Annotated in this window: 16 protein-coding genes and 1 pseudogene; 10 read left to right on the plus strand and 7 right to left on the minus strand. The window is 66.6% G+C overall.

Features of this window, described 5'->3' with window-relative positions; translation table 11 throughout:
- Positions 1–43 precede the first annotated feature (43 nt).
- A complete protein-coding gene (locus tag WBA97_RS29995) occupies positions 44–937 on the minus strand; it encodes a DMT family transporter (RefSeq protein WP_424234317.1) in 894 nt (297 codons plus the stop codon).
- 1 nt (position 938) lies between these two features.
- Positions 939–1,721, minus strand: a complete 783-nt coding sequence (locus WBA97_RS30000; protein ID WP_424234318.1) for a GntR family transcriptional regulator — start codon at positions 1,719–1,721, stop codon at positions 939–941.
- A 112-nt stretch (positions 1,722–1,833) separates the two neighbouring features.
- Here WBA97_RS30000 and WBA97_RS30005 point away from each other — a divergent pair, with 112 nt between their 5' ends.
- From WBA97_RS30005 to WBA97_RS30040, 8 genes and pseudogenes are all read left to right on the plus strand, one after another.
- Positions 1,834–2,097, plus strand: coding sequence for a hypothetical protein (locus WBA97_RS30005; RefSeq protein WP_424234319.1), 264 nt, complete (start codon positions 1,834–1,836; stop codon positions 2,095–2,097).
- Positions 2,094–2,387 carry a hypothetical protein gene (locus WBA97_RS30010; RefSeq protein WP_424234320.1) on the plus strand — a complete coding sequence of 98 codons (294 nt, stop codon included), beginning with the start codon at positions 2,094–2,096 and terminating at the stop codon, positions 2,385–2,387. The genes WBA97_RS30005 and WBA97_RS30010 overlap by 4 nt, the downstream gene beginning before the upstream one ends.
- Positions 2,387–3,106 carry a tyrosine-type recombinase/integrase gene (locus tag WBA97_RS30015; protein ID WP_424234321.1) on the plus strand — a complete coding sequence of 240 codons (720 nt, stop codon included), beginning with the start codon at positions 2,387–2,389 and terminating at the stop codon, positions 3,104–3,106. Before WBA97_RS30010 ends, WBA97_RS30015 begins: the two co-directional genes overlap by 1 nt.
- Positions 3,107–3,183: 77 nt before the next feature.
- The gene (locus WBA97_RS30020) at positions 3,184–3,918 is read left to right on the plus strand and encodes a hypothetical protein (RefSeq protein WP_424234322.1); all 735 of its coding nucleotides are present in this window, start codon (positions 3,184–3,186) and stop codon (positions 3,916–3,918) included.
- A gap of 574 nt (positions 3,919–4,492) precedes the next feature.
- Complete coding sequence (locus WBA97_RS30025) at positions 4,493–5,056, plus strand: hypothetical protein (RefSeq protein ID WP_424234323.1); 564 nt, start codon at positions 4,493–4,495, stop codon at positions 5,054–5,056.
- Complete coding sequence (locus tag WBA97_RS30030) at positions 5,053–5,610, plus strand: TIR domain-containing protein (RefSeq protein WP_424234324.1); 558 nt, start codon at positions 5,053–5,055, stop codon at positions 5,608–5,610. Before WBA97_RS30025 ends, WBA97_RS30030 begins: the two co-directional genes overlap by 4 nt.
- 71 nt (positions 5,611–5,681) lie before the next feature.
- Positions 5,682–6,125, plus strand: coding sequence for a hypothetical protein (locus WBA97_RS30035; protein ID WP_424234325.1), 444 nt, complete (start codon positions 5,682–5,684; stop codon positions 6,123–6,125).
- A 98-nt stretch (positions 6,126–6,223) separates the two neighbouring features.
- Positions 6,224–6,801 (plus strand): annotated as a pseudogene (locus WBA97_RS30040) (dihydrofolate reductase family protein).
- A 7-nt stretch (positions 6,802–6,808) separates the two neighbouring features.
- Here the strand turns inward: WBA97_RS30040 and WBA97_RS30045 are convergent.
- Positions 6,809–7,621: an NAD(P)H-binding protein gene (locus tag WBA97_RS30045; RefSeq protein ID WP_424234326.1), complete on the minus strand. Its 813-nt coding sequence runs from the start codon at positions 7,619–7,621 to the stop codon at positions 6,809–6,811.
- A 59-nt stretch (positions 7,622–7,680) separates the two neighbouring features.
- Here WBA97_RS30045 and WBA97_RS30050 point away from each other — a divergent pair, with 59 nt between their 5' ends.
- The gene (locus tag WBA97_RS30050) at positions 7,681–8,070 is read left to right on the plus strand and encodes a winged helix-turn-helix transcriptional regulator (RefSeq protein WP_424234405.1); all 390 of its coding nucleotides are present in this window, start codon (positions 7,681–7,683) and stop codon (positions 8,068–8,070) included.
- Here the strand turns inward: WBA97_RS30050 and WBA97_RS30055 are convergent.
- From WBA97_RS30055 to WBA97_RS30070, 4 genes are read right to left on the minus strand one after another with little or no spacing between them, the layout of a single operon-like run.
- Entirely contained in the window at positions 8,033–9,229 is a 1,197-nt protein-coding gene (locus WBA97_RS30055) for a DUF445 domain-containing protein (protein WP_424234327.1), read from the minus strand. The genes WBA97_RS30050 and WBA97_RS30055 overlap by 38 nt on opposite strands.
- Positions 9,230–9,287: 58 nt before the next feature.
- Positions 9,288–10,163, minus strand: a complete 876-nt coding sequence (locus WBA97_RS30060) for a metal ABC transporter permease (protein ID WP_424234328.1) — start codon at positions 10,161–10,163, stop codon at positions 9,288–9,290.
- Positions 10,163–10,978: a metal ABC transporter ATP-binding protein gene (locus tag WBA97_RS30065; protein ID WP_424234329.1), complete on the minus strand. Its 816-nt coding sequence runs from the start codon at positions 10,976–10,978 to the stop codon at positions 10,163–10,165. Before WBA97_RS30065 ends, WBA97_RS30060 begins: the two co-directional genes overlap by 1 nt.
- Positions 10,978–11,850, minus strand: a complete 873-nt coding sequence (locus tag WBA97_RS30070) for a metal ABC transporter solute-binding protein, Zn/Mn family (RefSeq protein WP_424234330.1) — start codon at positions 11,848–11,850, stop codon at positions 10,978–10,980. The genes WBA97_RS30065 and WBA97_RS30070 overlap by 1 nt, the downstream gene beginning before the upstream one ends.
- A 192-nt stretch (positions 11,851–12,042) precedes the next feature.
- Between WBA97_RS30070 and WBA97_RS30075 the strand changes: the two genes are divergently transcribed.
- Entirely contained in the window at positions 12,043–13,143 is a 1,101-nt protein-coding gene (locus WBA97_RS30075; RefSeq protein WP_424234331.1) for a LacI family DNA-binding transcriptional regulator, read from the plus strand.
- Positions 13,144–13,209 lie beyond the last annotated feature (66 nt).

Consider the following 13,209-nt stretch of genomic DNA (forward strand, 5'->3'; position numbering starts at 1 on the left):
ATCATGCCGCTGTGACTTCGTGATCACCGTCATGGACACGTGGTCAGCTTGGCGTTGCGGCCTTGGTTGGGCGTCGACGGGAAGTCCACACGCCCAGCAGGATGACGGCCACGCCCAAAAGGGACAGCGGTGGCACCGACTCGCTGAGGAAGGCGACACCGAACGCCACCGATGCGACCGGGACCAGGTATGTCACTACTGATGCGCCTACGGGTCCTTCTGTTCTGATCAGGGCGTAGTTGATGATGTAGGCGAAGCCGGTGCCGAGTACGCCGAGGATTACGAGGGACAGCCATGGCACCCATGACCACTTCGGTGCCCCGGCCGTATCCAAGGGCAGCGTCAGTGCTGTGAGGACGCTAGCCGCGATCAGTTGGCTCGTCGACAGCACTGTTGGCGTCAGATTCTTCGGCGTCAGGTATTTGCTCATATACAGGTAGCTGATCCCGTAGCTCAGCGCGGCCAGCAGACAGAACAGCGCGCCCAGCGTGTCGATCGAACCTGCGTCCCATGGGGTGAAGATCAGCAGGCTGCCGAGGAATCCCAGCACCAGGCCGAGCACTTGCAGCGCGTTGAGCCGAGACGACTGTCGCACCAGGAAGGCCAGGGCCAGCGTCCACAGGGGTGTCGTCGCGTTCAGGGCTCCCGCGATGCCGGAGTCCACGCGGGTCTCGGCCAGTGCGAACAGCAGGTACGGCGCGACGTTCGCGACCAAGGCTGCCACGAACAGGTGGCCCCACGTCGGCAGGTCCGTGGGGAGCTTGTCCCGGCGGATGGCCACCACTGCCAGCAGGACCAGCGCGCCCAGCACCATGCGGGCGACGGTGAGCTGGATCGGGCTGAACGCGTCCAGGGCCACCTTGATCCACAGGAAGTTGGTGCCCCAGACCAGCGCCAATGTTCCGATCAGGAGCGGTCCTCGGATCGAGGTGCGCATTTCAGGGCTCGATGTCGAAGTTGTAGACCAGGCCCGACCGGTCGGCGCGGTGCACGAAGCGAGTCACCTCGAACGCCTCGCCGTTCTGGTCGAAGCTCGTGTGCAGGACGTCCAGCACTGGCACACCGGCAGGGGTCCTCAGGAAGCGGGTTTCCTCGTGCGTGGGCATGCGGGCGGTGACCTCGTCGCGGCCGGTCTTGAGGGTGTGGCCCTTGTCCTCCAGTCGGCCGTGGATGCCACCCGGTCCTGTCTTTGGCTCGGTCAGCTGTGTGCCTTCGGCGTCTGACCAGCGCAGATATGTTGTGACGAGCTGTACCGGTTCGTCGTCGGCGTGGTACTCGTTCAGGCGGCGTAGCACGGACTCCTCGTCCGCGGGGACGTTCAGGCGTTCGGCTACCTCGGGTGGTGGGATCACGCGGTCGATGGCTACCGCCTGGATGTTCGCTGTCTTGCCCTGGCGCTGCATTTCCAGGCGGAACGGCGTCAGGCCGGTCTCGCGGTAGGCCTTCCTTGAGTAGCGGTCGTTGCCCCACCGGAAGAGGCGTTGGGTTTCGCGGACGAAGACGCCCTTGCCGTGGTGCGGGGTAACCAGCGCTTCCTCGGTCAGCAGGCGGATCGCCTCGCGGGCGGTGTTGCGGGCCGTGCCGAAGCGGTGGGCCAGCTCTCGCTCCGACGGCAGCTTGTCCCCCGGCGCGAGTTCGCCGGACGTGATCAGCTCGCGCACCGCGTTGGCGATGCGGCGGCTGGGTAGCTGCTCGGCCTCGGGACCGTCGGAGGGGCTCATGCCAGTCAGCATATAACTGGCTTAAACCAGTTGGTTGCCGCCGACGGTGAGATGTGCTTCACTGGCTTAAGCCAGCTACTGGCTCAAGCCAGTTGAACACAGGAGGTAACCAATGGCCGTCCTTTTCGGCACCCGCGGCGGGGTGTTCACCGTGACATGCGCTCCTGGTCGCGCGGCTGCGGCCGACGTGCGGCGGGTCGGACCGGGCTGGCTCTCGCTCGTCCTGACCATGGACCCGGGCAGGCTCGTGATCGACGTTCCTGCCGTGAACGGCGGCGGGATCATCCTCGCGCGGTTCTGCCAGGACCTTTCCGTTGCGGCTCAACAGGTTGCGTTTGACCTTGGTCGCAAGCCCCACGGGGGTGGCCGGGGATGACATTCAACGTGACGTGCAGCCCCGGGCGCGACGCCGCTGCCGGCTTCATGCGGGTGACCGAGCACCTTCCAGCGCTCGTGATCTACCTCGACCCGGTGAACCTCGCGATCCAGCTGCCGCCGTTCCCCGGCGGCGGTGTGGTGTTGGCGAAGTTCTGCCGGGAGTTGGCGAGGGAGGCAGCGCGGTTGGCTGCCGAGATCGATCCGGACGACGAACCCGCTCCACCGGAGCGTGGGCCCAGGCATCTGCTGGTGACCGGTGACGACGGTGATTCTGGCGGTGGGTACTGATGGCGCAGCAGATGGCGCGGATCAAGAAGAACCCGTGCAACGCATCGTCGGTGCAGAAGCCGCAGATCCCGGCGAAGAAGGTCGTGCCGTGGCCTGCTGAGCGGGTGCACGTTGTCCGGGAGGCGACGAACCCTCGCTATCGGCTCACGGTCGTGCTCGGCGCGGGGCTCGGGCTCCGGCAGGGTGAGGCGTTCGGCCTGGCCGTGGATGACGTCGACTTCGACGACGCGACGGTGCACGTCGTCCGCCAGGTGAAGCTTGTCAGCGGGAAGCCGTGCTTCGGTCCGCCGAAGGGTGGCAAGACCAGGGACGTGCCGTTGCCCGCGTCGGTGGCCGCCGCGATCCGCGACCACATCGCGGCGTATCCGCCGGTGACGATCACGCTGCCGTGGCAGAAGCCGGACGGGGAGCCGCGGACGGCCCGGCTGCTCGTCACCAGCCGCGAGCACTCGGCGGCGTGGCGGCCGGTCTACAACCAGTGGACATGGATAACCGCCTTGAAGAAGGCCGGGGGCGAGCGGCAGGCCCGGGTGGACGGGTTCCACGCCCTTCGGCACTTCTACGCCTCCACGCTGCTCGATGCCGGGGAGACGGTCACCGCACTGTCGAGCTACCTCGTCGGGCATGCCGATCCGGGCTTCACGCTGAAGGTCTACACGCACCTCATGCCATCGAGTAAGCAGCACACGCGCCTTGCGGTGGACTCAATACTTGGGTGAATCACAGACTGTGACCACTAGTCCACCTTAAGCACAGGTCAGTTCCTGTATCTATTACTGGTACGTAAGGTGACGATGTGGATGGCATCCTCTCGGGAGACGCACTCGACCCGTATCGAACTCCTCAAGCTACGACCTGCTGGTGGTGTGGCAGCACGGAACCGCTGACACATGAGCACAAGTTCAAGAAGAGCGATCTATCGCGGATGGGAAGCGCCGACGAGCTCGTCTGGGGCGGCGACGAGCTCCGAAAAATTCGGAGCATTCGCAAGTCGAAGGATGTTCGGTTCAATGCGAGCCTCTGCGCTCGGTGCAATAACACGGCAAGCCAACCATTCGACAATGCCTACGACGTGTTTTCGGAATTTTCCTGGAGCAACACAAGCCTGAAAGATGCCGAACACGTTGACTGGTGGGACGTATACGGAAGCAACTGGCAGTCCGGATCGCTCAACCTCGCACGGTACGCGGTGAAGCACATGGGATGCCGCATTGTCCACGATGGTTACGCCGCGCCAGATTCGTTAAGGTCCTTCCTCGCTGGCGCACCAACCACTGAGATCAGCTTGGGACTGGTCAAGAGTTCGGAGCACCTCAATCTGTACTTGATGGGTGTGCGCGACGGGATCGAAACACGCGGCCTGTGGAACCCATCCGCCGGAGGGAGTGTGAGTCGATCACGTCAGTGCCTGACCGGCTACTGGAGCGCCACCATCATCGGATTTGTCGGCATCGCTTTCCTCTGGGAGGAAGGACAGTCGGCCGCAGAGTATTTCCACACACAGAGAGTGAAACCGCTTCGTCTGCACTGACATCCACACGCACCACCCCCATCGCTCGATGCCGTGGCCGTCTAGCTCCTGCAGGGACAGCCTGATCACGGCCTAGCGGACATGTTGATCTACATAACCGCTGGTAGAGACCGTGCGCATGCGCTGTACTACCAGTTCTGACGGCCGGGCTCTGCCGCTTTCGCGCCGGGGTGTCGCTGTCAAGAGTGGTCGCTCGCGGCCATGGCGTCAGCGACGCGGAGCACTCTTGATGCTGATGCCCGGCGTCAGTCCGATCGAGGCCGAGGGTCTACCCCTGTGGTGGTGGGCTCCCCGTCGCGGGACGCAGGCTGCGCCGCGCAGGCCGGGCGGCGTGAGCGAAGCGGAAGCCGCCGTGCCGCGATGGATGCAGACCACATCGCCAACGCGACGGGCACAGCGCGCCGCCACTGGCGGCGCACCTTGACGAAGGAAGCCAAGTTCGGCAGGTTCCGTGCACTACTCTTCATCACAAGTGTCGACCGTGCCGTATTGAGAGGTAAAGATGGTCTCGTGGCCATTTCGTCAGCGAGAACGAGACAATCGCCGGGCGTCATCTGTACCGGCGATGCCTACGGTGGAGAAGACACGCCTGACATCGCCGGACCTTCTTGACATTCTGCGTTGGCATATCGACCGATACGACCGTCTACGTGCCTCCACATCCACCCGGGCATCTATTCTGCTGAGCGCAAGTTCAGTAGTGGTGACCGGAATGATTCTTCTCGCCAACTACAGACTACAATTAAAGGAAGTTCATCCAATTGGGCCACTGGACGTCGCCCTTGCGGTCACGCTCGCACTCACTGCCGCCCTGACCCTCGGCTCGATCCAAAATTGCGTGAACGCTATTGCTGCTCGCAAGACAACACGCTCGCTCCACGATGGGGAAATACCGAATCGTTTCTTATTCAACTGGGGCGACACAAGGCGGACTGTCGACGGCTATAGCAGTTTTAAAGAAGAGGTGACGTCACTCAGCATAGAGTCAATGATCGGCAACGCGACAGCCGAACTTTGGTCCGATATTCTACAGCACGCGGACCGACACAAGTACCTTCGACGTGGCATCAGCCTATTTCGATATGGAGTATCGACCTTTCTGATTTTTGCAGCTCTCACGCTGGCGGCATTGCGATGACGCGTTGGTTCAAACCAGAAGCCCACCGCAAAGCGACCCCCAGAATGGGCTCTATCTTCATAAATTATCGCCGGACCGAGGCGTATGCGGCCGCGTTACTCGACGAAAAGATCTCCCCATTTTTCGGAGCAACTAATGTGTTTCGCGCAGGTCGTTCAATCCTGGCCGGCGCGGATTACGAAGTAGCCATCAACCAGGCCATCACGCAGTGTCGTGTACTGTTGGCCATCGTAGGGCCCGGATGGTCTCAGAAGTTTGGAAGTCACACCGACAACAAACCGGACTGGACAATTCGCGAAATCGAGGGAGCCCTTGAACGCGACATTCCGATCATTCCCCTCCTGCTATCAGGAGTAGGCGCGATCAGCGAGCACGACATCCCCGTCAACATTGCCAGAGTCGCCAGAGCACAGTACCTCCGGTTCGACTATCGCAACGTCGAACAGGATGCAAGGAAGATCGCGGACGAACTAACGAGAACGGTTCCTGCATTGGCAGCGCGACGCTTCACTCGCTTCAGTCGGGTTCGCCTTCATGTAAGCAGGCCCCACTAAGCGGCGCCACGCGGTCGACGGCGCGTTCGGCGACGGCCGGAGACGCTGACGGCCTGATCTTGGAGGACACGATGCGCAACGAGGCCATGGCGAAGTTGGACGTGCTGGTCGGGTCGTGGCGAACGACGTTGCGGAACGCGTGGTTTCTGGAGCCGGCCGACCAGGAGGTGCCAGGCTCGGCGATGGGCGAGTGGCTTGGCGACGCCTTTGTGGTCTTCCGCTGGACGATGGGAGGCGAGGTCGGGAAGGCCACGAGTGAGATGGTGCTGGTACTCGGCCGCAGCGACGCGAACGACGCCTATACGGCCCTCTACCACGACGAACGCGGTGTCTGCCGTGTCTACGCCATGACGTTCGACGGCTCCCGCTGGACCCTGGGTCGCGAGGATCCCGACATGTTCCAGCGGTTCGTCGCCGACGTCGGGTCCGACCGGATCGCGGCGCGCTGGGAGGCGTCCGATGATCGCGGGTCGACCTGGCGCAAGGACTTCGACCTCGTCTTCGAGCGGGTGTAGTCCGGCTCGGAATTTTCCTGGTCGACGTTTGTCGAACCGGTGTGGCGGTGTTCGACGCACCGGCGAAGACTCAGATCGGCCCGACCGGAGGAGAAGCCATGCGCACCCTGATCACCACACCGCCTTCGTCTCTCTCGACGGTGTCATCGAGGCGCCCGGCGGGGAAGCGGGCTACCGCAACACCGGCTGGACGTTCAAGGACATCGAGTTCTCGCCTGCGGCCTACGAACTCAAGGGCCGTGAGCAGGGTGAGGCCACCGCGATGTTGATGGGCCGGGTCAGCTACCAGGCGTTCAGCCCGGTTTGGCCGTCGATGACCGAGGATTTCGCCGGGTACAACGCGATGCCCAAGTACGTCGTCTCCTCGACGCTGCGTGACGACGACCTCGTGGACAACTGGGGCCCGACGACCATCCTGCGCTCTCTGGACGACGTCGCGGCGCTGAAGGGGACCGACGGCGGGCCGATCATTGTCCACGGCAGCGCCGCCTTGAACCGCAACCTGTCCGACGCCGGCCTGATCGACCGTTACCACCTGCTGGTGTTCCCGGTCCTGCTCGGTGCGGGCAAGCGCCTGTTCAGCGACGCCGACGTCGACAAGCGCATGCTCACGGTGGTCGAGAGCGAGTCCTACCCCAACGGCATCCAGAAGCTGGTGTTCGACGTCGTCCGCTGACCCCGCCTTACTTGAACGCCGCCGCGTTCTCCTTCGCCCAGTCCGCGAACGGGCGCGCCGGGCGGCCGAGGAGTTGCTCCACCACCGGGCTGACGCGCTCCAGCTCCGGTGACGACAGGAGCGCCAGCGTGCTTTCCGCGATCGGCTCCGGCATGTACCGCAGCATCGTCGCCTTCGCCTCCTCCCTGGTCTGCTCCACGAACCGCACCGGCTCGCCAACCGCGGCCGCGATCGCCTCCGTTTGTGCGCGGGGTGAGATCGGGGCCGGGCCGGTGAGTTCGTAGGTCTTGCCGACGTGCGCCGGGTCGCGCAGTGTCATCTCGGCTACCGCCGCGATGTCGGCCGGGTCGATGGTCGGCAGGGCGACGTCGCCGAACGGGGCCGCCACCTCTCGGCGACCGCGCACGGACTCCGCCCACCGCAACGTGTTCGAGTGGAAGCCGCCGGGGCGCAGCATCGTCCACGGCAGACCCGACGTCCGCACCACGTCCTCGAGCACCGGCGGGTGGTGGCCAGTGCCGACGCCCTGCGACGACAGCAGCACCACCCGCTCGACGCCACTCGACCGCACCACCGACAGCACGGCGGCCAGGTCGCCGCCCGCTCCCATGAAGTCGCCCGAGGTCAGCAGGAACACCACCTTCGCGGTGTCCAGCGCCGGGGTCAGCGACTCCGGAATGGCCAGATCCGCCTGGTGGACCCGTGCGCCGGGCACGTCCACCACCCGCCGGGACACCGCTGTCACCTGTTCGCCCGCCGCCACCAGTGCCGCCACCAGCGGCTGTCCGACATTGCCTGTCGCTCCCGTAACCACGATCATGGTGATGACGCTAATATCCCCGAGATAGTAGGTACCTAGAGGAAAGTACTGGGAACGTGATCGAGGACACCACACCCGAGCTGGCCTGTCCGATCGCACCGGTGGTCGACGTCGTGTTCAGCCGGTGGACCACGCCGATCCTGTGGGCGCTCAACGAGTACGGGCGGCAGCGGTTCGTCGAGCTGTCGCGCCGCATCGCCACCATCACGCCCAAGGTGCTGACCCAGCGGCTGCGGCAGCTGGAACGCGACGGTCTCGTCGTCCGCACCTACCACGCCGAGGTGCCGCCGCGCGTCGAGTACGAGATCAGCGACCTCGGGCGCAGCCTCGGGCCGCTGTTCGCCTCGCTCGCCGAGTGGTCGCCCAACCTCGAGCAGGTCGAGCTGGCGCGTGCCGACTACGACCGGAAGGCTAATGCAGGAACAAGAAGACCTGCAGCTCGCCGATGAGCGCGCCGATCACGGCGCCGACCGCGATCAGCTTCCACTCGTCCTGCCGGAACGCCGGGCGCAGCAGCGCCTCGTACTCGATCCGTGTCAGCCTGCGCATCTTCGTCGCGATCGTGTCGCGAATGTCCAGTGCCTCGTTCGCGTAGCGTTCCGCGGTGAGCATTGTCGTTGGCAGGTAACGGACAGCGTGGTCCGCAGCCGCCTTCTTCAGCTCCGCGAACCTGGTCGCGCCGACCAGCGGGCGGGCCAGGCCTGCCTGCTCGTCGATCGCCTGCTCGACCGTCTCCCGCACCATCGAACGCAGGCGGTCCGCCTTCGGGCCGCTCAGCACGGCTGCCACCAGGTTCGGCACCGTCATCACGTCACGCGCCACGACCGCCGCGTACTGCTTCGCGACCTCGTCCCGCCTTCGCTGGAACACCCCCTGCAGCGGCACACCAAGAATCCTCCTGCGTTCGCGCGGGAAGAACACGAGCTTGATCGCGAGCCAGTCGGTGCACCAGCCGATCGCGGCGCCGAACAGCGGCATCACGATCGGGTTCTTCGTCAGCGCCCAGACGGCCGTCTGCACCAGCCCGAGCACGAGGCCGAAGTAGACACCGCAGCGCGCGATGAACGCCATCTCCGGACGGGAGATGTCGCGGATCAGCTTGAGCAGCAGGCGTCTGTCGCGGTGCAGCGCGTCCACCGCGACCTGCTTGATGTCGAGGAAGTCGTCGACGTTCTCGCCCAGCGCCGCCATGATCCGCCCGACCAGGTCGGGAATCCCGGCCTGCACGCGCTTGATCACCATCTCCTGCGCGATCGGCGGCAGGCTCTGCCACAGGCCCTGCCTGGCCATGACGTCGCGGGTGATCTCGTCGGCCGCCAGCATCAGCGGCAGCTCCAGCTCCTTGGCGAGCCTCGCCGGGTCGAGGCGCTGGAAGATCTCCTTCGGGTCGACGAGCTTGGCGGTCAGCAGGTCGGCGGCGACCGCGATCATGCGTTCCGAGTTGCGCGGCACGACACCCTGCCAGCCGAGGAAGGGCCGGATGCCGACGAACTCGAGCGGCCGGAACATCATCTCGATGGCCGCCCGCTTGGTCAGGTAGCCGATGATCGCCGCGATCACGGGCATGGACAGGTACACCTGCCAGTGCTCGAGAAAGTCGTCGACCATAAGAGCGCAAGTATCGCCGACTCAGCCGCTCACCTGCGACTCCACGGCGCAGCGCGTCTCACCGCGCGGGCATCGGCACCGCGACCACCGAGGCCCCGCGCGCCGACCGGCCCCGCATCCTGCTGATCGTCCAGCACACCAGGTAGATCAGGAACGAGATCCCCGTGACGAACGCGCTCACCGGCGCGCCCGGCGCGAGCGACAGGATGAACCCGCCGAGCGCCGACGCCTCGGCGAACACCACCGCCAGCACCGTCGCGCGCAGCGGGCTCGCCGTCACCCGGGCCGCCGCGGCCGCCGGGGTGATCATCAGTGCCAGCACCAGCAACGCGCCGACCGTCTGCACACCCAGCGCCGTCGCGACGCCGACCAGCACCGCGAACACGACCGACAGCCGGCCGACCGGCACGCCGCGTGCCTTCGCCACCTCCGGGTCCACCGACGAGAACAGCAGCGGCCGGTAGATCACCAGCAACACCAGCATGACCGCGATCCCGCACGCGGACAGCAGCGCGATCGACGCGAAGTCGACCCCGACGACCTGGCCGACCAGCAGCCCGAACTTGTTGTTCGCGCGGCCCGGGTACAGCCACAGCAGCAGCACGCCGACACCGAGGCCGAACGACAGGACCGCGCCGATCACCGAGTCGTGGTCGGAGTTGCGGCGCGACAGCAGCCCCAGCACGAGCGCGGCGATCACGGCTCCGGCGAGCGCGCCGTGGCCGACGTTGATGCCCAGCAGCAGCGCGGCGGCGCCGCCGGTGAACGACAGCTCGGACGTGCCGTGCACGGCGAACGCCATGTTGCGGCTCACGATCAACGGGCCGAGCACCCCGGCCAGCAACCCCAGGATGGCCGCCGCCACCAGCGCCGCCTGCACGTACGGCAGCGCCAGCAGCCTGCCCAGCAGCTCGAAGTCGAAGAGCTTGTCCATCAGGCCGGTTCCTCGTGCAGGTGGTGGGTCTGGTCCTCGCACAACCCGCTCTGCGCACCGACCACGTGGATCTGCCCCCGCACCCGGACGACGTCGATCTTCGTGCGGTACAGCTCGGACAGCGTCGCCGAGGTCATCACCTCGTCCGGCAGCCCGATCCGGAACCGGCCGTCCACGAGGTACAGGACGCGGTCGACGAGCGGCAGGATCGGGTTGATCTCGTGCGTCACGAACAGCACCGCGGTGTCGGCGGTGCGGCGGCGCTCGTTGATCAGCGAGCTGACCACCTGCTGGTTCGCGAGGTCGAGCGACAGCAGCGGCTCGTCGCACAGCAGCACGTCCGGGTCGCTCACCAGCGCCTGCGCCACCCGCAGCCGCTGCTGCTCGCCGCCGGACAGCAGCGAGACCGGCGCCTTCGCGAACGCCTCGGCACCCACCTCGGCGATCGCCTGGTCCACCCGCTGCCGCCGCTGACGGATCCGGGTGACGCCCGTCCCCCAACGGTGTCCGTCCAGGCCGAGGCCGACGAGGTCGCGGCCGCGCACCGGTGCGTCGATGGCGCGCTGCTGCGGGATGTACCCGATCCGCTTGTTGCCGCGGCCCGGCGGCTCGCCCGCGATCCGCGCGGTGCCCGACGACAGTGCCCGCAACCCGAGCAGGACGCGGAGCAGGCTGGTCTTGCCGGACCCGTTGGGGCCCAGCACCGCGATGAACTCACCCGGCTCGATGTCGAGGTTCAGGCCGGACCACAGGACCCGGTCGCCGTAGCCGAGCGTCGCGTCCCGGAGCGAGATCGCGGGAACGTGTCCGTCCATCAAGCCACCGCGCCCGCCAACGCGGCCACCTGCTTCGTCATCCACTCAACGTAGTCGGTCACACCCGGTGGCAGCGTCTCACTCACGCTCACGATCGGGACCCCCGCGGTCGTCGCCGCCTCGGTGAGCCGGTTGGTCACGTTCGACTCGGCCTGGTCGTTGTTGACCAGCGCCACGACCTGCTTGCCGGACACCAGGTCCATGGTGTCGGCGACCGCGGCGACCGGCGGGTCGGTCTCCTCCTCGATGGCCTCGGAGAACTCCGGCGGGGTCACGTCGGTCAGGCCCGCGGCGTCGAGCAGGTACTTCGCGACGGGCTCGGTGGCGACGACCTTGCCGTCCGGGATGGCCGCCGCCTTCGTGGCCACCTCGTCGACCCTGGCGTTGAACGCCTTCGCGTTGGCGGCATAGGTGTCCTTGTTGCCGGGGTCGATGGCACCCAGCTCGGCGGCGACCTTGTCCGCCACTTTCGTGACGGTCGGCAGGTCGTACCAGACGTGCTCGTTCTCGCCCTCCGGGAAACCCGAGACGTCGTAGGCGACGATCCGCTTGGCGTCGGTGCCCGCCGCGTCGGCCAGCTTGGCGAAGAAGTCGTCGTAGCCGCCGCCGTTGTAGACGACGAGCTTCGACTCCGTGAGAAGCGTCGCGTCCTCCGGTTTGTCCGCATAGGAATGCGGGTCCGCCGACGGTTCGTTGATCAGGGAGCGAACGCGCACTCCGTCGCCGCCGACCGCCGCGGCCACGCTGCCCCACACGTTGGTCGACGCGACGACGGCGATCTTGCCGTCCGCCGCGGCGTCGCTCGTCCCGCCGCCGCAGCCCGTGGCCAGCATGGCGACCGCGGCGACCGCGAGAGGAAGGGCGCTTCTCATGGCGTTCCTCCGAACTACTTATGCGTGTCACGCTATAGGTAATGGAAACCGTTTTCGACTACTGCTTGTCGACTATACGACTGGAAACCCGGGGCGCCTCACCAGACCGGGTGAGAAGCGCCACCAGGCCAGGTGGCGGAGACGTGCGTCGCCGGACTTCTGCTTGTGCTTCTGAACCGTTACGGTCAGCACATGGCGAGGCCTATGCACGTTCGTCGGCCGGCGACACTGGCGTCGCTTGCCGCGGAGCTCGGCGTTTCGCGGACCACCGTGTCGAACGCCTACAACCGGCCTGATCAGCTCTCGCCGGAGCTGCGCAGGCGGGTACTGGAGACCGCGCGCCGGCTGGGCTACCCCGGCCCGGACCCGGTCGCGCGGTCGTTGCGCACGCGCAAGGCGGGCGCGGTCGGGCTTCTGTTGACCGAGAACCTCTCGTACGCGTTCCGCGACCCCGCGGCGCTCGGGTTCCTGGAGGGGCTGGCGCTGGCCTGTGAAGGCGCTGGTCAGGGCCTGCACCTGGTGCCCGTGAACCCGGAACGCGAGGACGTCACCGCCGTGCACAGTGCCGGTGTGGACGGTTTCGTCGTGTACTCCGTGCCGGACGACGACCCGCACCTCGCCGCGGTGCTGTCGCGCCCGGTGCCGACGGTGGTGTGCGACCAGCCGAGGGTCGAGGGTGTCGACCTGGTCGGCATCGACGACCACGCGGCCATCGCGCAGCTGGCCGGGCGGCTGATCGGCATCGGCCACCGGAACATCGGCGTGCTGTGCATGCGGCTGGCACGCGACCGCAACGACGGGTTCGCGGCGATCTCGCGGCAGCGGACCGCGCACTTCCACGTGCAGCGGGCCCGGCTGATGGCGCTGGCCGAGTCGTTCGATGCGGCCGGTGTGGACTGGGCGCGGGTGCCGGTCGTGGAGCGCTTCGACCACTCGATCGGGAGCGGCGAGTCGGCGGCCGCGCAGCTGCTGGACGCGAACCCCGAGGTCACGGCGCTGATCTGCACCTCGGACATCCTGGCGCTCGGCGCGCTGAACGAGGCGAAGCGGCGCGGGCTGCGGGTGCCGCAGGACCTGACGGTGACCGGTTTCGACGGGATCATCGAGGCCGAGCGGGTCGGCCTGACGACGATCCGGCAGCCGGTGCTGGAGAAGGGCCGCGCGGCCGGAAAGCTGCTGCTCGCCTCGGCGGAACACAGCAAGCCGCGGCACATCACGCTGGACACGGAGCTGGTCATCGGCACCACGTCGGCGCCGCCCCGCACGACGGAGGAACGCTGGTTCGGCCCGTAACCCGAACGAAAGTCCCACTCGTTCGCCCGCCGGGGGCCCCCCGATTTCAACGCTACCGCGAGGCAC

Origin of the sequence: Actinophytocola sp., from assembly GCF_049647105.1 — a bacterium.
GTDB lineage: Bacteria > Actinomycetota > Actinomycetes > Mycobacteriales > Pseudonocardiaceae > Actinophytocola.